The sequence below is a fragment of the Pararoseomonas baculiformis genome, assembly GCF_017813395.1.
In the GTDB taxonomy this organism is placed as follows: domain Bacteria; phylum Pseudomonadota; class Alphaproteobacteria; order Acetobacterales; family Acetobacteraceae; genus Roseomonas; species Roseomonas baculiformis.
In genome coordinates this window covers 278,609-295,669 of sequence record NZ_JAGIZB010000002.1, presented here as the reverse complement: position 1 = coordinate 295,669, position 17,061 = coordinate 278,609, and the positions used below count along the sequence as shown (strand labels likewise).

Below are 17,061 nucleotides of genomic sequence, written 5' to 3'. Positions count from 1 at the left end.
CGCGCCCGCCCCCTCATCTCGCCTGGCATGCGCCCCGCCTCCGCCCGCTTCCCCGGCAGTCTCGCCCTTCGTGCCCATCCTGCAAAGCAGGGCTGGGCTAGGCCGGCCATGGCGGTCGGGCTTGGTCTAGCGGCTGGGGCCATATTCCTCGCGGAACGGCGCGCACCGCTGCGGCGGCGCGGGCAGGCGGAGCCGGCGCGCACCCTTCGCAACCTCGCCATGGGTGCGCTCAGCATGGCCGTCGTGGCCGCGGTGGAGGGACCGGTGACCCGCCGCCTCGCCCGGCATGCGGAAGGGCGGCGACGCGGGCTCGCGCAATGCCTGCCCCTCCCGGCCTGGGCGCGCGACGCGGCCGCCTTCCTGCTGATGGACTACACGATCTATCTCTGGCACGTGCTGACCCACAAGGTTCCGGCGCTCTGGCGCCTGCACCTGGTCCACCACATCGACCTTGATCTCGACGCCTCGACGGCGCTTCGCTTCCACGCGGTGGACATGCTGGTTTCCGTGCCCTGGCGCGCGGCGCAGGTGGCGCTGCTCGGCGTCTCGCCCCGCGCCCTGCGGGCCTGGCAGGGCTTCTTCTTCCTTTCCGTTCTCTTCCACCACTCCAACCTGCGCCTGCCCGCCCGGCTGGAGCGGGTCCTTGCCCTGGTGCTCACCACACCGCGCATGCACGGCATCCACCACTCCACCGTTCGCGAGGAGACGGATTCCAACTGGTCGAGCGGGCTGAGCTTCTGGGACCGGCTGCACGGGACCTTCCGCCTGGATGTGGCGCAGCGGGATCTCCGGATCGGGGTGCCGGCCTATCGCGATCCGGCCGAAACAGCGCTGCGGCCGTCCCTCGCCATGCCCTTCCGGGCGCAGCGGGATGACTGGCGCCCGCGCGAGGCGCAACGGCTCAGTCGAGCCCCCGCGCAACGGGGAGGATAGGCGCGCTGCCGATGCAACAGCGGCCCGGCCAGGGCGTTCCTCCGCCGCGAACCGGAGAGCGCCATGCCCAGCCCGTCCCAGCTCAGCCGTGACCTTCGCCTGCGCAGCGACCCCGACCTGCGGCGCCGGCGCTGGCTGGTGGGCCTCTCGCTTTTCGGGGTCGCGATCGGGCAGGTGGTTGCGCTCTACCAGACCGGGATCCTGCGCCGCCTGCCTGACCCGCCCGTCGGCCCCTTCGACTCCGAACGCGTGAACGCCTCGGATTATGCCTATAAGCGCCTGCAGGTGCCGGACGCCTTCCTGATGGTGGCCACCTATGCCGCCACCGCCGCGCTCGCCGCCGCCGGGGGCCGCAACCGGGCGGAGCGCAGGCCGCTGTTGCCCATCGCGCTGGCCGCGAAGACGCTCTTCGATGTCGGGACCAACCTCAAGCTCGCCCGGGAGGAGTGGGAGGAGAACGAGGCGCTCTGCGCCTATTGCCAGACCGCCACCCTCGTCTCGGTCCTCTCGGTGGCGCTTGCCCTGCCGGAGGCATCCCGCGCCCTGCGTCGCTGGCGCCGGGGATGACCGGGCGCTTGGTTTAGCCCCGCCCGGCTTCAGCCCGGGCGGGATTGCTGGAGGGCGGCGTAGTAGTTCTCCAGGTCCCGGAGCCCCGCCGGGTCCTTGATCGTCTGGCGGCCGGCCTCGACCGCCAGGCGCGCGTGGCGGATCAGGGCGGCGCGGCGCTCCGGCCGGCCCTCGGCCAGCATCACCCGCCCGAGGGTCTCGACAATGCGGATGATCACCATCGCCGATGCAGCGCCGTTCTGCCGGATCAGGTGGAACATGGAATCGCAGAGGCCGTCATAGTCGGTCACCTTCCGGTGCAGCACCGCCCGGCCATCCCGGATCGCCACGCCGCCGGGCAGGTGGAGCGGCACGATTTCGCAGAGGGTCGCGCCGAGGCGCTCGATCACCGCGGCGGCCGTGAAGGGATCATTCGTTCCCGGGGACAGGGCCCGCACAGCGACTTCCACCAGCTGGCGCACGGCAAATTCTAGGTCCTGCGCTGCCGCCTGGCGCGCACCGAGGGAAAGCGCGCCATCGACCGCCTGCTCAACCTCCTCCGCCGCCACGTCCCCCTGCACTTCCGCTACGGGCACGCCGGGCAGCAGGTAGTCGCCCGGGCGAACCAGCACGACAAGGGTGGCGCCGTGCTCCGCGGCCCAGTCCGCCAGCCCGTCCACATCCACGGAGCGCAGATAGCCCTGACGGCGGATCACGACCGGTTCGCCGCGTGGCACCCCCTCATCAAGCACGGGCGGCTCGTCCTGGCTGAGCCTCCGGATGGCCGATGAGAGCTCCTCATGCACCATGTCGATCACGGTCTCGATATTGATGCCGGAGGCGACGTGGTGGACGAACCAGACCAGCGTGCCCGTGCAGAGGATCGCGAGCATGAGGGCGCCCGTGATCCCGAGATGGGGCACGAAAGCCACCTCCTCCACCGAGCGCACGGTGCGGAGAACCACCAGCGCGTAGGCGAAGGTCCCCAGGAACACCCCGAGGACAAGCTGGTTCCCCGGATCGCGCACGAAGTTGCGGAGCAGGCGCGGCCCCATCTGCCCCGAGGCGAGGGAGAGGGCCGCGACGGTGATCGAGAAGGTGGTGCCGGCGACGCCGATCATGGATCCGGCGACGGCGCCCAACATGGCACGCGCCCCGGCCTCGCCCCCCGCATATACCCAGCTTTCCGGCAGCCAGGATGGGGAAAGCTCCTTCTGTTCCGCCAGCACCGCGGCCTCGCCGAGCAGGATGCCCAGCAGCACGAGAGCGGCAGGCCGGATCCAGAAGGCGTCGCCCAGCCTTTCCAGCCAGTCCCGTATACGGCTGGTCACCGCCCTACCCGGCCCCTTCCGGCGCTTGCACGGTGCGGACGCTCTCCAGCGTCCCGCGGGAACCCTCGGGGGGCGGGTTCTTGATCACGCTCATGCTGCCATCGGTCTCCAGCACCACCGCGGCCACGTCGGCGGGCTCCGCCGCCCCCGCCCCCCGCAGCGAGGCCAGGATCTCCTCACGCGTCACGCGTTGCTCCCGCAGGCTTCCCTCCAGGAAGCGCCCGCGATGCAGCAGAAGCGTGGGCTCGGACTTCACGGCCTCGCTAAATCGCTTGGAGCGCACCGAAAACCAGGCAACGACGTATTGGAGCCCCACCAGCAGCGCGAAGGCCGTGATCCCTTCCAGCAGCGCCACGGATTCGGTCAGCAGCACCGAGGCCAGGGTGGAGCCCAGGGCCACCGTGACCACCAGGTCGAAAGCGTTGAGCTTAGCCAGTGTTCGTTTGCCGGAGATGCGAAGCGTGACCACCAGCGCCGAGTAGGCGAGCGTGCCAACCACCAGAACGCGGAGGATTCCGAACCAGTTATCGAAGAACATGGGCCTCGCCCTCCTGTGTTCGGCGCAGGGCACCGATATGTGCAGGCCCGGCCGGTGTTGCTCCGGCCTGCCGCGGGGCCGGGCGGCTCAATCGAAGCGCCAGGGCAGGCGCGCCGGCGGCGCCGAGGCCGTCCATAACGATGTCGATGATGGTGTCGTGCTTGCCCTTGGTGACATCGCCAGAAGCGAGCTGGTCAAATCCCCACTCGGCCACTTTCCAGAGCGCGCCGAGCCCAATCCCGATGCAGGCGATCACGAAAAGCGCAGCGAGGTCGCCGCCCCTCTCACGGTCGATTGCGCGCGGGATGACCATCAGGGCAAGCCACAGCGTCACCGCCAGCATCGTGGCGGCGTGCAGCCCCCAAGCGATCCGCCGTCCTTCCGTGCTGACCTGCATGCCTCGCCTCCCTTCCCGCAGCGCGGCATCGCCGGCGCTGCCCGGCACCGGGGGAACCAATGGCCGCACCAGCGGTTTCCGATCACCACCACGATGAGCGGAGAGAGCGCTTGTCTCTGCCCCTGTTAGCCTTCGCCATCGCATGCGGCCTTGCGGCGGTGCATCTCTTCGTCGGCGCCATGCGGTTCCTTGACGGCGTTCCCCGCAGCCGATGGCTGTCCGCCGCCGGCGGCGCCTCGACCGCCTACATTTTCCTGCACCTGCTGCCCGACCTAGCGGCGGCCCATCACCGCGACGGCGCCGAATCCGAGGTGCGGTACTTCCTGATCGCGCTCGCCGGGCTGGTCGCCTTCTATGGCGTGGAGCGGCGTGTCCGGCTCAGCCGGAAGGAAACAGAGGAGGAGGAACACGGGCCGGGCGTGTTCTGGCTGCATGTGGGAAGTTTCGCGACCTACAGCCTGATCATCGGCTATCTCCTCCTGCACCGGGAGGAGAGCGGGACGCTGTCGCTGCTGCTGTATGGCGGGGCCATGGCGCTGCACTTCCTCTCCAGCGACTACGGCATGCGGCTTGAGCACCGGGACCGTTACGACCGGACTGCCCGCTGGGTGCTGGCCGCCGGGGTCATGCTGGGCTGGCTGATCGGCTGGCTGGTCGAGATCCCGCGCCCGATGGTCGATGCGCTCTTCGCCTTCCTGGCAGGCGGGGTGGTGCTGAACGTGATGAAGGAAGAGTTGCCGGAGGAACGAAAGAGCCGCTTCGGCGCCTTCGTGTTCGGCGCCACCATCTACGGTGCCCTGCTCGTCGCGGTGCAGTAACAGCGGCTGGTGCGCAGGCCGGCCGGAGTAAACCCCAGCGCCGCAGGAGCGTTGGGGCCCCAGGTGGTCATGCACCGCCCGCACCGATTCCGGAGTGGGGGAAGCAGGTGGCGCAGGACCGGCGGCAACCATCCGCTCTGCTCCCCGGGCATGGCCATGGCCGCGCCTGCACGACAGCCTGCCGGCGATGCGAGACGGCACGCGCGGAACCCCTGCGCGGCATGAGCCCGCACCGCGATCTTTCCTGCCCTGTGGCGCGCAGCCATCCCGCCGCTGCAAATCCATAAGGGTGGCCAAAGCGCCTCTTACCGAGCCCGGCCAGCGGCCGCCCTGGTTTCCCTGAATACGACGCTTCGGCGCCGCAACGGAGAGCGAGCGATGCAGGAAGCAAGAAGGGGCTATGGCCCCGCCATCATGGCGATCCTTCTGGGCCTGCTGGGCCTGGGCGCGGCGGGAGGAGGCCTCTGGCTCGCCGCGCTCGGCGGCTCTTGGTACTATCTCGTCGTCGGGCTTCTGATGTTGGCCACCGCCCTCCTGCTCTGGCGGCGCAGCTCCTCAGCCCTGTGGCTCTACGCTCTCCTCACGCTCGGCACGCTGGCCTGGGCGGTCTGGGAAGCCGGGTTGGACTGGTGGCCCCTTGCTGCACGGGGCGACGTGGTCTTCCTGGTGGGCCTTGCCCTGCTCACCCCCTGGATCACCCGGCGCCTCGGTGGCGCCTCCGGGGAGCGGCGGGTCACGGCCTTCCGCGGCGGGGGCCTGGCGCTGTCCGCCACGCTCCTCATCGCGCTCGTGACGGGGGCCGCGGCCCTGCTGAACGACCCGCACAGGGTCGAGGGCGCCTTGTCGCAGGCCCGGGCCGAGGCCGCCGCCGGAACGGGCGAGGTGCCGCCGGGCGAGTGGCACGCCTATGGCCGTACCGGCTTCGGCCAGCGCTACTCGCCGCTGGACCAGATCACGCCCGCGAATGCGAGCCAGCTGGAGGTGGCATGGACCTACCACACCGGCGATGTCCGCGGCCGCCCCGGCGATCCGGTGGAGACCACATTCGAGGTGACGCCGCTGAAGATCGGGGACCGGCTTTTCCTCTGCACGCCGCATCAGAACGTCATCGCGCTGGACGGGGATACGGGGCGCGAGATCTGGCGCTATGACCCAAAGATCCAGAACGAGCTGGCGCTGCAGCACCTGACCTGCCGCGGCCTTTCCTATTATCAGGCAGCCGGAGGCACCGCGCAGGCCCCGGCCGCGCCCGCCGGGCCTCCCTCCGGCGCCCCCACGGGCCAGGAGGTGCAGGCCCGGCCCGAGCAGGCGCCGCCGCCGCTGAACCTGCCCGCTGCGGCGGATGGGGCTCGCACCGTCGCCTCCTGTCCGCGCAAGCTCTTCATGCCCACCGCGGATGGCCGCCTGATCGCGCTGGACCCGGAGAGCGGGGGCGTCTGCACCAGCTTCGGTGAAGGCGGGCAGGTCAATCTCTGGGCCAACATGCCGAATGTGAAGCCGGGCGGTTACTACTCCACCTCCCCGCCGGTGGTGGCGCGGAACCTCGTCATCATCGGCGGCACGGTACTGGACAATGTCTCCGTCTCCGAGCCGGCGGGCGTGATCCGCGCCTTTGACGCCGATACGGGCGCCCTGGTCTGGAACTTCGATCCCGGCAACCCGGACACGACCGCCCCGTTGCCGCCCGGCCAGACCTATGTGCCGAGCACCCCGAACAGCTGGTCCATCTCCAGCGTCGATGAGGCGTTGGGCATGGTCTATATCCCCTTCGGCAACCAGCCGCCGGACCAGTGGGGCGCCAATCGCAGCCCGAACACGGAGCGCTTCGCCTCCTCCGTCGTGGCGCTCGATCTCGCCACGGGTCAGCTACGCTGGGTGTTCCAGACCGTGCATCACGACCTCTGGGACTACGACGTTCCCTCCCAGCCGAGCCTGATGGACCTCACCATCGAGGGCCGCCGCGTTCCCGCGCTGCTGCAGCCGACCAAGCAGGGCGAGATCTACGTGCTGAACCGTGAGACGGGCCAGCCCATCCTGCCGGTGAACGAGGCCGCGGTGCCGCAAGGCGCGGTGCCGCCGGACCGCACCGCGCCGACCCAGCCCGTGTCGCGCCTGTCCTTCGACCCGCCGCCGCTGACGGGCGCGGAGATGTGGGGCGCGACCATGTATGACCAGCTGGCCTGCCGCATCGCGCTGAAGCGCCTGCGCTACGAAGGCCGGTACACCCCGCCTTCCCTGCAGGGCACGCTCGTCTATCCCGGCAATTTCGGCGTGTTCAACTGGGGCAGCATCGCGGTGGATCCGCGTCGCCAGGTGGCCTTCACCACGCCGGCCTATCTCGCCTTCGTCTCGCAGCTCGTGCCGCGGCAGGATGACACCACGCTCTACGTGCAGGGCGGAGAGCGGCCGGAGGGCAGCCTGCCCGCGCTGAACGAGAATTTCGGCGCGCCCTATGCGGTGAAGCTCTACCCCTTCACCTCCGTGCTCGGCCTGCCCTGCCAGGAGCCGCCCTGGGGCTATGTGGCGGGCGCCGACCTGACGACCGGGCAGGTCCTGTGGCGCCACAAGAATGGCACCACCCGGGATGCGGCGCCGGTCCCGCTGCCCTTCCCCATGGGCGTGCCCAGCCTGGGCGGCCCGATCATGACCGCGGGCGGCGTAGCCTTCCTCTCCGGCACGATCGACTACTACCTGCGGGCCTATGACGTGACCAACGGGCGGGAGCTTTGGAAGGCCCGCCTGCCAGCTGGAGGCCAGGCGACGCCGATGACCTATCTCGGCCGGGACGGCCGGCAATATGTTCTGGTCTCGGCGGGTGGGCACGGCTCCCTCGGCACCAAGGCGGGAGACTCCGTAATCGCCTACGCCCTGCCGCGCGGCGGGCGCTGAGCAGGGAAGGTCCGTCCCCGGGTGGAAGGGGCACGCGGGTGGATCGCCGCGCGCCCCCCTCCTAGACTGCCGGCCTGCCGCCCGGGCCACCGCGCCCTTGGCGCGGCGGACGGCATGAGGGGAGCCGATGCGAGTCCTGCTGATCGAGGATGATCCCGCGACGGCGGACTACCTTGCCAAGGGGCTGGGCGAGGAAGGGCATGTCGTCGATCTCGCGCGCAACGGGAAGGACGGCCTTTTCCTGGCGCTGAACGAGAGCTTCGACGTGATCGTCACGGACCGGATGCTGCCCGGGCCGGATGGGCTGACCATCCTGCGCGCGATCCGCGCCTCCGGCATCGCCACGCCGGTCCTCGTCCTCACAGCGCTGGGCGAGGTGGATCGGAAGGTGGAGGGGCTGGAGGCCGGGGCGGATGACTACCTCGCCAAGCCCTTCGCCTTCGCCGAGCTGCGGGCCCGCATCCGTGCCCTTGCCCGCCGCCCCGCCGCGCAGGCCGAGCAGCATGCGCTGGTGGTGGGGGATTTGCGGATGGACCTGCTGCGCCGCGTGGTGGCGCGCGGGGGGCGGGCCGTGGAGCTGCTGCCCACGGAGTTCCGCCTCCTCGAATACATGATGCGCCATCCGGGCGAGGTGCTGACCCGCACCATGCTGCTGGAGAAGGTGTGGGACTTCTCCTTCGACCCGACCACCAATGTGGTGGACGTGCATGTCAGCCGCCTGCGCCGCAAGCTGGAAGCGGGTGGCGAGCCGCCGATGATCCGCACCGTGCGCGGCGCCGGCTATGTGCTCGCCGCGCCGGAGCCGGCGCGGACGGAAGCGTGATCCGCCTCCGCTCCTTCGCCCCGCGTGTCGCGTTCACCATCGCGGTGGTGGTGCTGGTCTGCTCCATCCTCGGCGCCGGTTGGGGATGGTTCCGCGCGCAGGCGGCGCTGCGGCAGCAGCTCGACCTCGTCCTCGCCGCCGAGGGTGAGGGACTGCTGCGGGACTACGAGGCCTATGGGTTGCGTGGCCTGTCCGAGGCGGCGGAGGTGCATACCCGCCGGCGCGGCCCGCTCCTCGTCCTCGTGCAGACGCCGGATGGGCGCCCCATCGCCGGCCGCCTGCCCGGCGCCCCGCGCGTGCTGCGCGGCTACGCCACGCTGCGCGAGAGCGGCGACGCCCCGCCGCTGCGCGCCCTGGGCGCCATCCTGCCGGGCGGCGTCAACCTCGTCCTTGCGACCGACCTCTCCTCCGTGGACCGCGCCGCCTATGCGCTGGCCTGGACGCCGCCCGTGGCCGCCGGGCTTGCCGCCCTCGTCGCGCTCGGCCTCGGCTTCATCCTGGGGCATGGGCTGGAGCGGCGCCTGGCCGGGATCAGCGACGCCGCCCGCGCGGTGATGGGCGGCGACCTGACCCGGCGCCTGCCGGAAAGCGGCCGGGGCGACGAGTTCGACCGGCTGGCCATCACCATCAACGCGATGCTGGCCAGGATCGAGACCCTGGTGGCGGAGGTGCGGCAGGTCACGGACGACGTGGCGCATGACCTGCGCTCCCCTCTCTCCCACCTCCGGCAGCGGCTGGAAGCGGCCCTGGCGCGCGCGCGGGAGCCGGAGGCCGACGCGGCCGTGCTGGAAGCGGCGCTGGAGGAACTGGACGGGATCCTGGCCACCTTCGCCGCCCTTCTCCGCATCGCCCGCACCGAGGCGGGAGCGGGGCGCGAGGGCTTCGCGCCCCTCGATCTGTCCTCTCTCGTGGCCGCGGTCATCGAGGCCTATGCACCGGCCGCCGAGGAAGCCGGGCGCCGGATCGAGCCCGAACTGGCGCCCGGGCTGCAGGTGACAGGAAGCGCCCCCCTGCTGCGCCAGGCCCTGGCCAACCTGCTGGACAACGCCCTGGTCCATGGTGCCGGGACCATCCGCGTGGCGCTGCGCCCCGGCGCCGAGCTGGAGGTATCCGATGCCGGCCAAGGGATTCCGCCGGAGGAGCGAGAGAAGGCCCTGCGGCGCTTCTACCGGCTGGACCGGAGCCGGGGCACGCCGGGAACGGGGCTCGGCCTCTCGCTGGTTTCCGCCGTGGCGCGGATGCATGGGGGCCGCCTGACCCTGGGCGAGGCGCCGGGCGGCGGGCTTTCGGTGCGCCTGCGGCTGCCACAGGGCGGCACGGGCAAATTCTGAAAACTCTTTCATGCTGCTGTCGGGGACCCTCCACCGCCGGCACCCGAGATTGCGTCCCGCGAGGCGGGGTTCTCCCTGCCGCGGGAAGAGGAAAGACGCAGCATGAGCAAGCATAACCATCGCCGACATGGCGCCGCACTGGGCGCCCTCCTGCTGGCCGGGACCGCCCTTTCCGGGGCTGCCGGCTGGCTCGCCGTGCCGGCCTTCGCCGAGGGGCAGGCCGCGGCCAATGCGGGCGTGCCGGCCGTGGCCGCGCCACAGGTTTCCCTGCCGGGCTTCGGCGATCTCGTCGCGCGCGTGCGCCCGGCCGTCGTCACCATCACGGCCACCGAGCGGCAGCAGGCGGAGCAGGCCAGCTCACCCTTCCCCCAGGGCTCGGAGCAGGACCAGATGTTCCGCCGCTATTTCGGCCAGCGCGGCGGGCGCGGCGAGGCACGCCAGGCCCAGGCGCTCGGCTCCGGGTTCATCGTGGACGCGCAGGGGCATGTCGTCACCAACAACCATGTCATCGATGGCGCCAGCCAGGTGAAGGTCACGCTGGATGACGGGCGGGAGCTCTCGGCGCGCATCGTGGGCCGCGACCCGCGCACAGACCTCGCCCTGCTCAAGGTGGATGCCCCCTCGCCCCTGCCCTTCCTGAACCTCGGCAATTCCGATGCGGCGCGGCCGGGCGACTGGGTGGTGGCCGTGGGCAACCCCTTCGGCCTCGGCGGCACAGTGACGGCCGGCATCGTCTCCGCCCGTGGGCGTGACATTCATAGCGGCCCGTATGACGACTTCCTGCAGATCGACGCACCCATCAACCGTGGCAATTCCGGCGGCCCGCTCTTCTCCCTGGACGGCTCGGTGATCGGCGTCAACACGGCGATCTTCAGCCCCTCCGGCGGTTCGGTCGGCATCGGCTTCGCCATCCCCTCCAACCTCGTCAGCAGCGTGGTGTCGCAGCTGAAGGAGAATGGCCGGGTGGATCGCGGCTTCATCGGCGCCAGCACGCAGCCCGTGGACGCGACCATGGCCCGCGCCCTGCGCCTGCCGAAGCCCGAGGGTGCGCTGGTCGCCCAGGTGGAGCCCAACAGCCCCGCCGCCCGTGCCGGGCTGCAGCCGGGCGACGTGGTGACCGCCCTGGGCGAGACGACGGTGCGGAACCCGCGTGACCTGGCCCGCGCTGTCGGTGGCCTGCGCAGCGGCGCCGAGACCACGCTCACCGCCCGGCGCGACGGGCGCGAGACGCAGCTGACCGTGAAGCTCGCGGCCCTGCCCGACCAGGGCGCCACGGGGAAGGAGCAGCCCGCCGAGGCCGCGCCGCGCGGCCAGCTCGGGATCGCGCTGACCACCACGGAAGAGGCGGCGAAGGGCGGGCTGGAACTGCCGCGCGGCACCCGCGGCGCGGTGATTGCCGAGGTCCGGCCGGACAGCCCGGCCGCCGAAGCGGGGCTGCGGCAGGCCGATGTGATCACGTCGGTGGGCGGCAAGGCCGTGGATGGGCCGGAGCAGGCCATCTCCGCCATCCGTGAGGCGGTGCGTGCCAATGACGGCGCAGTGGCCCTGCAGGTGATCCGCGAAGGCCGCCGCGCCTTCGTGGCGGTGCAGGCCGCTGCCCCGGGCAGGAACGCCGCCACGCAGCAGGGCTGAGCTTGCCTGGGCGGCGCGGTCCCTCAGACGGGCCGCGCCGCCCTTCAGGGCATGCGGGCGGAGATCCCGCCATCCACCACCAGCTCCGTGCCGGTGATGTGCTTCGCTTCGTCCGAGACCATGAACAGCACGGCATGGGCGATGTCCCAGGCATCGCCCATCTTGCCCAGCGGCACCTGGGCGTTGCGCTTCGCGATCAGCGCCCCGGCATCATTGGCGCCGAGCTGGCGCACCAGCCGATGCTCCACCAGAGGCGTGTGCATCAGCCCCGGCACAACCGTGTTGCAGCGGATGCCATGCGGCGCCTGTTCCATGGCGACGGAGCGCGTGAGGGCCAGGATGCCGTATTTCGCGGCGCTGTAGGCGATGTGGGGCCGGTCCGCGCTCATGCGCAAAGCGGCGATGGAGGAGAGGTTCACGATCGCGCCGCGCCCACGCCGCCGGATCTCGGGTAATGCGTGCTTGCAGCACAGGAAGGCCGAGCGGAGATTGAAGTCGATCTGGCGCTCCCAATCCTCTTCGGACAGGCTCTCGGCGCCGCCGGGATGGGAGCCGCCGACATTGTTCACCAGGATGTCCAGCCCGCCAAGGAGCGCCACGCAGGCGGAGACAGCGGCGAATACTTCGGAAGAGGAGGTCACGTCGGCCACATGCCCCGTGGCTTCCCCGCCCTCGTCGCGGATGATGCCCACCGTCTCCGCCACGGCCTCCTCGCGGTTGTCGATGGCGAAAACCCTCGCGCCCTGACGCGCGAGCAGCACCGCTGTAGCCTTTCCATTGCCCCAGCCCGGGCCGGCCGAACCCGCCCCGGTGACGATCGCCACCCGGCCATCCAGTCTCAGCATTGCCGGCGCCGCGCTCAGTTGCGAACGGCGGCGCAGAGGCCGCCATCCACGAGGATTTCCGTCGCGGTGATGTATTTCGCCTCGTCCGAGGCAAGGAACAGCGCCGCATGGGCCACATCCCACCCCTCGCCCATGCGGCCCATCGGCACCTGGTTGTGGCGGCGCCGCGTGAAGGCATCGAGATCCGCCCCCGTATTCTCGCTGGCGAACTGTTCCGCCAGCTTGCGCACCAGCGGCGTGTCCATCAGCCCCGGCAGCACGCAGTTCATCCGTATGCCGCGCCGCGCGTAATCCACCGCCGTCACCTTGCTGAACTGGATCAGCCCCGCTTTCGCCGCCGCATAGGCGGCCTGCGGCTTGCCCGTGTTCCGGATGCCGGCGGTGGAGGCGATGCTCACCACCGCGCCCCTGCCCTGCTGCTCCATGATCGGAAGAATCGCCTTGCAGCAGAGGAAGGCGCTCTTCAGGTTCACGTCGATCTGCGCGTCCCAGAGCGCCTCATCCATCGTCGCGGGGTCGCCCGGCATGGAGAGGCCGACATTGTTCACCAGCACATCGATGCGGCCGAAGCGCGCCATGCAATCCGCCACCAGCGCGTTCACCTCCTCGGCGCGGGTCACGTCCCCGGTGGCGGCGATGCAGCGGCCGCCTTCCGCCTCGATGATGCGCCGGGTCTCGGCTGCCGCGGCCTCGTTCCGGTCCACGCCGTAGACGACGGCGCCTTGCCGGGCGAAGAGAACGGCGATGCACTTGCCGTTGCCCCACCCTTCGGCCTGCGAGCCGCAGCCCGTCAGGAAGACCACCTTGTCAGTCAGGGTGAACATCGGGGCCGGGCTCCTTGCCGAATACCAGGACGCTAGGCGACGAGCGCCAGGCCGGGCTCCTCCCATGGCATCTCCAGAAGCTTCCCCGTATGGGAGAGCGTGACATAGGCGGTCCGCCTGCCTTCGCCGCCGAAGCAGATATTGGTGGGCATCCGCTCGCCGCAGCGAACCACGTCGATGATGCGCCCTTCGGGCGAAACGGTGGTGATCTCACCCGAAACCAGCGTGGCGACGCAGATATTCCCGGCCTGCGTCACGGCCAGGCTGTCGAGGCGGCGGAAGCCGGGGAACTGGCACAGCAACGTGCCGCCATGCGGGCTGGGCCAGGGATCCTTCCTCAGCTCGCCCGGCCCCAGGATGTCGAAGGCCCAGAGACGTCCTGTCTCGGTTTCCGCCACATAGAGCCTTCGCCCATCGGGCGAGAGGCCGAGGCCATTCGCCCCGCCGGGGAATGGGTGGGCCGCTTCCAGAATGCGGCTGCCATCCAGCGCCGCCCAGTACACCGTGCCGTGGTCACGGTCATGCGCGCGGACCTTGCCATAGTCGGTGAACCAGAAGCCGCCCTGACCATCCAGCACCAGGTCGTTCGGACCGCGCAGCCGCCGCCCGTTGCAGGCATCATAGAGCCGCGTGGATCGGCCGGTGGAGGGGTCGATCCGCTCCACCCACCCGCCGGCATAGCCGGGCGGTGCCCCATGGGGGCGAAGCGTGCCCTCGGCCTCGATCCACTCGAAACCGCCATTGTTGCAGACATAAAGCATCCCGTCCGGCCCCAGGGCGAGGCCATTGGGGCCACCGCCCGGGCTGGCAAGCACCGTCTTGCTGCCATCAGGTCCAATCGCGGTGATCCGCCCCGCCTCGATCTCCACCAGGGCGATCCGCCCGTCCGGAAGCACCACAGGGCCTTCGGGGAAGCGCAGCCCGTCCGCCAGGATGCGCGCCCCCGGCACGGCTATGGCGTCGCGCCCCTCTGGATCCATCCCTGACATCCGCATCATCCCCCGATCTGGCTTTTTTGTGCACCGAGCCGCTGTGCGATGGACCAGGCCTGCTCTGCCATGCCGCGATAGCGTTCACGGTAGCCGATAGCGCGCGGGTCGGACGCGTTGCCGTCCAGAGCACGGCGCCATACGCCCGCGACGATGGAGGCCAGGCGGAACATCGAGAAGACCACGAACACGTCGAGGTTCTCCGGTACGGGCCGGCCGGCATGGCGGCAATATTCCGCCACAAAGGCATCCTGCGTGGGTATTCCCAGCGCCTGGTAATCCGTCCCCAGCACCCCCGTCAGCCCGGAGGGGCCGGGAGGCATGTGATAGGTGAGACAGGCATAGGCGAGGTCGGCCAGGGGATGGCCGATCGTTGCCAGCTCCCAGTCCAGCACGGCAACGATGCGTGGCTCCTGCGGGTGCAGGATGACGTTGCCGAGCCGATAATCGCCATGGGCGATCGCTGTCTCGTCATCCGGCGGGAGATTCGCGGCCAGCCAGGCGGCGGTCTGGTCCATGGCCGGCATGTCCTCGACCCTGGATGCCTCCCATTGCCGCGTCCAGCGCTGCACCTGGCGTTCCATGTAGCGCTCGGCCCGGCCGAAATCGGCGAGGCCGGCGGCGCGCCAGTCCACCCGGTGAAGCTCCGCCAGCACGCGCGCGAGTTCCGCGTAGACGGCCCCGCGCTCCGCCGGCGTGCCGGCCAGCATCACGCGGTCTGCGTAGATCCGGCCGGGAACGTGGTCCATGACGAAGAAGGGCGTGCCGATGACCGCCTCGTCCTCGCAGAGCAAATGGGTGGCGGGCACGGGGACGCCGCTTCCGGCCAGGGCCTGCATGGCGCGGAACTCCCGCTCCACCTGGTGCGCGGATGGGAGCAGCTTGCCCGGTGGCTTCTTGCGCAGCACATAGTCGCCGCCGGGGGTCTGCAGGTGGAAGGTGGGGTTCGACTGGCCGCCCTGGAACTGGCGCACCACGAGCCCGTCTCCGCGGAAGCCCGGCAAGCGGCCGGCCAGGTATCGCGCCAGCGCCACCTCGTCGAAGCGATGGTTCTGGAGGACCGGCACCAGCACCGGCATGCCATCCGACGGCACGGGCACATCCCCGGCCATGCGCTCAGTCCTCTCCGATCATGGGCGGACCGGCCAGCACGCCACCATCGATGGTGATAGTCTGGCCTGTCATGAAGCTGCCCGCCGGCGAGGCAAGGAACACAGCCGCGCCCGCGATCTCGTCCGGTTCGCCGATCCGCTGCAGCGGCGTGTCCCGCGTGCGCTTGCGGAGGATGGCGGGGTCCTCCCAAAGCGCCTTGGCAAAATCGGTGCGCACCAGCCCGGGGGCGATGCAGTTGGCGCGGATGTTCTTCGGCCCCCATTCCACCGCGAGGTTGCGCACGAGCTGCATGTCGGCCGCCTTGGAGATGCCATAGGCGCCCAGCACCGGAGAACCGCGGAACCCCGCGATGGAGGAGATGACGATCACCGACCCCGAGCCACGCTCCGCCATGCCCGGCATGACCATATGGGCCAGCCAGAGATTGGAGCGGATATTCGTCGCCATGATCTTCTCGAACACCGCATCCGGCAGCCCGGCCGAAGCCCCGAAATGCGGGTTGATGGCGGCGTTGCAGACGATGGTGTCAATGCGGCCCCAGCGCGCCATGGTGGCATCCACCAGCGCCTGAAGCTCCTCCTTGCGGCCGATGTTGCAGGCCTGGGCGAAGGCCTCTCCGCCCCGCTCGCCGATGCCTTGCACGACCTCCTCGCAGGCCTCGATCTTGCGAGAGGAAACCGCCACGCGGGCGCCGTGCTCCGCCATGCGTTCGGCGATCGCGCGGCCGATCCCGCGCGATGCCCCGGTGACGATCGCGACCTGCCCGGTGAGGTCGAAGAGCGCGCCCCTCACGCGGCAGCCCCGGCCTGGGAGTTGCGGGGCGGCTTGTACTTGTTCAGCTCCATCCGGCCGAGCTGGAACCGATGCACCTCATCGGGCCCATCCACGATCCGCAGCGTGCGCGCGATCTTGAACATGTAGGCCAGGTCGAAATCCTCGGTGACGCCCGCGGCACCATGCGCCTGGATGGCCCAGTCGATCACCTGGCAAGCCATCTGCGGCGCGGCCACCTTGATCTCGGCGATCTCGGTCCGCGCTTCCTTGTTGCCCACCATGTCCATGCGCCAGGCGGCGTGCAGGGTGAGCAGCCGCGCCTGGTCGATGAGGATGCGGGACTGCGCGATGCGCTCGACCATCACGCCCTGGTCCGCCAGGGGCTTGCCGAAGGGGCGCCGCTCCAGGGAGCGGCGGCACATCATCTCCAGCGCACGCTCGGCAAGGCCGATGGCGCGCATGCAGTGGTGGATGCGCCCCGGGCCAAGCCGCCCCTGCGCGATCTCGAAGCCGCGGCCCTCGCCCAGCAGGATGTTGCTGGCGGGAACGCGCACATTCTCGAAAAGAATCTCCGCATGGCCATGCGGGGCATCGTCGAAGCCGAAGACCGGCAGCATGCGCTTGATGGTGACGCCCGGCGTTTCGCGCGGGACGAGGATCATGGATTGCTGGCGGTGCTTGTCCGGATTGTCCGGCGATGACTTGCCCATGACGATGAAGATGGCGCAGCGCGGATCGCCCGCACCCGAGGACCACCATTTCCGCCCGTTGATGACGTAATCATCGCCGTGGCGCTCGATGCGAGTCTGGATGTTCGTCGCGTCGGAAGAGGCGACCTCCGGCTCCGTCATGGCGAAGCAGGACCGGATCTCGCCGTTCAGCAGCGGCACGAGCCAGCGCTGCTTGTGCTCCTCCGTTCCGTAGCGCTCGATCGTCTCCATGTTGCCCGTATCGGGCGCGGAGCAGTTGAACACCTCGCTGGACCAGGGGATGCGTCCCATGATCTCGGCCAGCGGCGCGTATTCCAGGTTCGTCAGCCCCGCGCCGTGGGAGGAGGCAGGCAGGAACAGGTTCCAGAGCCCGGCCTCGCGGGCCTTCGGCTTCAACTCCTCCACGATGGGCACGGGCTGCCAGCGATTCGTCATCGCCGCATGCTGCGCGTGATGCAGGTGGTTGTTCGGGATGACGTGCTCATCCATGAAGGCCTGCAGCCTGGTCCGCAGTTCCTGGACCTTTGCCGAATAGCCGAAATCCATCTTAACGCTCCATCCCGCCGAT

Annotated in this window: 16 protein-coding genes; 7 read left to right on the top strand and 9 right to left on the bottom strand. The window is 70.3% G+C overall.

Annotated elements, in window-relative coordinates; all coding sequences use genetic code 11:
- Nucleotides 1–27: 27 nt before the first annotated feature.
- Both J8J14_RS03465 and J8J14_RS03460 read left to right on the top strand, forming a co-directional pair.
- Nucleotides 28–933: a sterol desaturase family protein gene (locus tag J8J14_RS03465; protein WP_209378051.1), complete on the top strand. Its 906-nt coding sequence runs from the start codon at nucleotides 28–30 to the stop codon at nucleotides 931–933.
- A 63-nt stretch (nucleotides 934–996) separates the two neighbouring features.
- Nucleotides 997–1,500 carry a vitamin K epoxide reductase family protein gene (locus J8J14_RS03460; protein ID WP_209378050.1) on the top strand — a complete coding sequence of 168 codons (504 nt, stop codon included), beginning with the start codon at nucleotides 997–999 and terminating at the stop codon, nucleotides 1,498–1,500.
- Nucleotides 1,501–1,529: 29 nt separating this feature from the next.
- On the opposite strand, the gene J8J14_RS03455 is transcribed toward J8J14_RS03460, so the two are convergent.
- The 3 genes from J8J14_RS03455 to J8J14_RS03445 are packed head-to-tail and all read right to left on the bottom strand — an operon-like array spanning nucleotide 1,530 to nucleotide 3,745.
- Nucleotides 1,530–2,810: a DUF2254 domain-containing protein gene (locus J8J14_RS03455; RefSeq protein ID WP_209378049.1), complete on the bottom strand. Its 1,281-nt coding sequence runs from the start codon at nucleotides 2,808–2,810 to the stop codon at nucleotides 1,530–1,532.
- A gap of 4 nt (nucleotides 2,811–2,814) precedes the next feature.
- The gene (locus J8J14_RS03450) at nucleotides 2,815–3,348 is read right to left on the bottom strand and encodes a DUF421 domain-containing protein (RefSeq protein ID WP_209378048.1); all 534 of its coding nucleotides are present in this window, start codon (nucleotides 3,346–3,348) and stop codon (nucleotides 2,815–2,817) included.
- Entirely contained in the window at nucleotides 3,335–3,745 is a 411-nt protein-coding gene (locus J8J14_RS03445) for a hypothetical protein (RefSeq protein ID WP_209378047.1), read from the bottom strand. Before J8J14_RS03445 ends, J8J14_RS03450 begins: the two co-directional genes overlap by 14 nt.
- Before the next feature lie 110 nt (nucleotides 3,746–3,855).
- Here J8J14_RS03445 and J8J14_RS03440 point away from each other — a divergent pair, with 110 nt between their 5' ends.
- The 5 genes from J8J14_RS03440 to J8J14_RS03420 all read left to right on the top strand — a co-directional run bounded on the left by J8J14_RS03440 (nucleotide 3,856) and on the right by J8J14_RS03420 (nucleotide 11,238).
- Complete coding sequence (locus J8J14_RS03440) at nucleotides 3,856–4,563, top strand: hypothetical protein (RefSeq protein WP_209378046.1); 708 nt, start codon at nucleotides 3,856–3,858, stop codon at nucleotides 4,561–4,563.
- A 378-nt stretch (nucleotides 4,564–4,941) separates the two neighbouring features.
- On the top strand, nucleotides 4,942–7,452 hold the full coding sequence (locus J8J14_RS03435; RefSeq protein WP_209378045.1) for a glucose/quinate/shikimate family membrane-bound PQQ-dependent dehydrogenase: 2,511 nt from the start codon (nucleotides 4,942–4,944) through the stop codon (nucleotides 7,450–7,452).
- A 127-nt stretch (nucleotides 7,453–7,579) separates the two neighbouring features.
- A complete protein-coding gene (locus tag J8J14_RS03430) occupies nucleotides 7,580–8,275 on the top strand; it encodes a winged helix-turn-helix domain-containing protein (RefSeq protein ID WP_209378044.1) in 696 nt (231 codons plus the stop codon).
- Nucleotides 8,272–9,606, top strand: a complete 1,335-nt coding sequence (locus J8J14_RS24845) for a sensor histidine kinase (protein WP_209378043.1) — start codon at nucleotides 8,272–8,274, stop codon at nucleotides 9,604–9,606. The genes J8J14_RS03430 and J8J14_RS24845 overlap by 4 nt, the downstream gene beginning before the upstream one ends.
- A gap of 102 nt (nucleotides 9,607–9,708) precedes the next feature.
- Nucleotides 9,709–11,238, top strand: coding sequence for a Do family serine endopeptidase (locus J8J14_RS03420; RefSeq protein WP_209378042.1), 1,530 nt, complete (start codon nucleotides 9,709–9,711; stop codon nucleotides 11,236–11,238).
- A gap of 44 nt (nucleotides 11,239–11,282) precedes the next feature.
- Here J8J14_RS03420 and J8J14_RS03415 read toward each other — a convergent pair whose 3' ends face one another.
- Genes J8J14_RS03415 through J8J14_RS03390 form a run of 6 tightly spaced genes read right to left on the bottom strand, consistent with a single transcriptional unit; the run spans nucleotide 11,283 to nucleotide 17,039 of the window.
- The gene (locus J8J14_RS03415; protein ID WP_209378041.1) at nucleotides 11,283–12,083 is read right to left on the bottom strand and encodes an SDR family NAD(P)-dependent oxidoreductase; all 801 of its coding nucleotides are present in this window, start codon (nucleotides 12,081–12,083) and stop codon (nucleotides 11,283–11,285) included.
- Nucleotides 12,084–12,097: 14 nt separating this feature from the next.
- A complete protein-coding gene (locus J8J14_RS03410; protein WP_209378040.1) occupies nucleotides 12,098–12,907 on the bottom strand; it encodes an SDR family NAD(P)-dependent oxidoreductase in 810 nt (269 codons plus the stop codon).
- A gap of 32 nt (nucleotides 12,908–12,939) precedes the next feature.
- Entirely contained in the window at nucleotides 12,940–13,905 is a 966-nt protein-coding gene (locus tag J8J14_RS03405) for an SMP-30/gluconolactonase/LRE family protein (RefSeq protein ID WP_245215314.1), read from the bottom strand.
- Nucleotides 13,902–15,008 (bottom strand): phosphotransferase family protein, encoded by a 1,107-nt coding sequence (locus tag J8J14_RS03400; RefSeq protein ID WP_209378039.1) that lies wholly within the window; start codon nucleotides 15,006–15,008, stop codon nucleotides 13,902–13,904. The genes J8J14_RS03405 and J8J14_RS03400 overlap by 4 nt, the downstream gene beginning before the upstream one ends.
- Nucleotides 15,009–15,012: 4 nt before the next feature.
- Entirely contained in the window at nucleotides 15,013–15,801 is a 789-nt protein-coding gene (locus tag J8J14_RS03395; RefSeq protein WP_209378038.1) for an SDR family NAD(P)-dependent oxidoreductase, read from the bottom strand.
- Nucleotides 15,798–17,039: an acyl-CoA dehydrogenase family protein gene (locus tag J8J14_RS03390; protein ID WP_209378037.1), complete on the bottom strand. Its 1,242-nt coding sequence runs from the start codon at nucleotides 17,037–17,039 to the stop codon at nucleotides 15,798–15,800. Before J8J14_RS03390 ends, J8J14_RS03395 begins: the two co-directional genes overlap by 4 nt.
- Nucleotides 17,040–17,061: the final 22 nt, after the last annotated feature.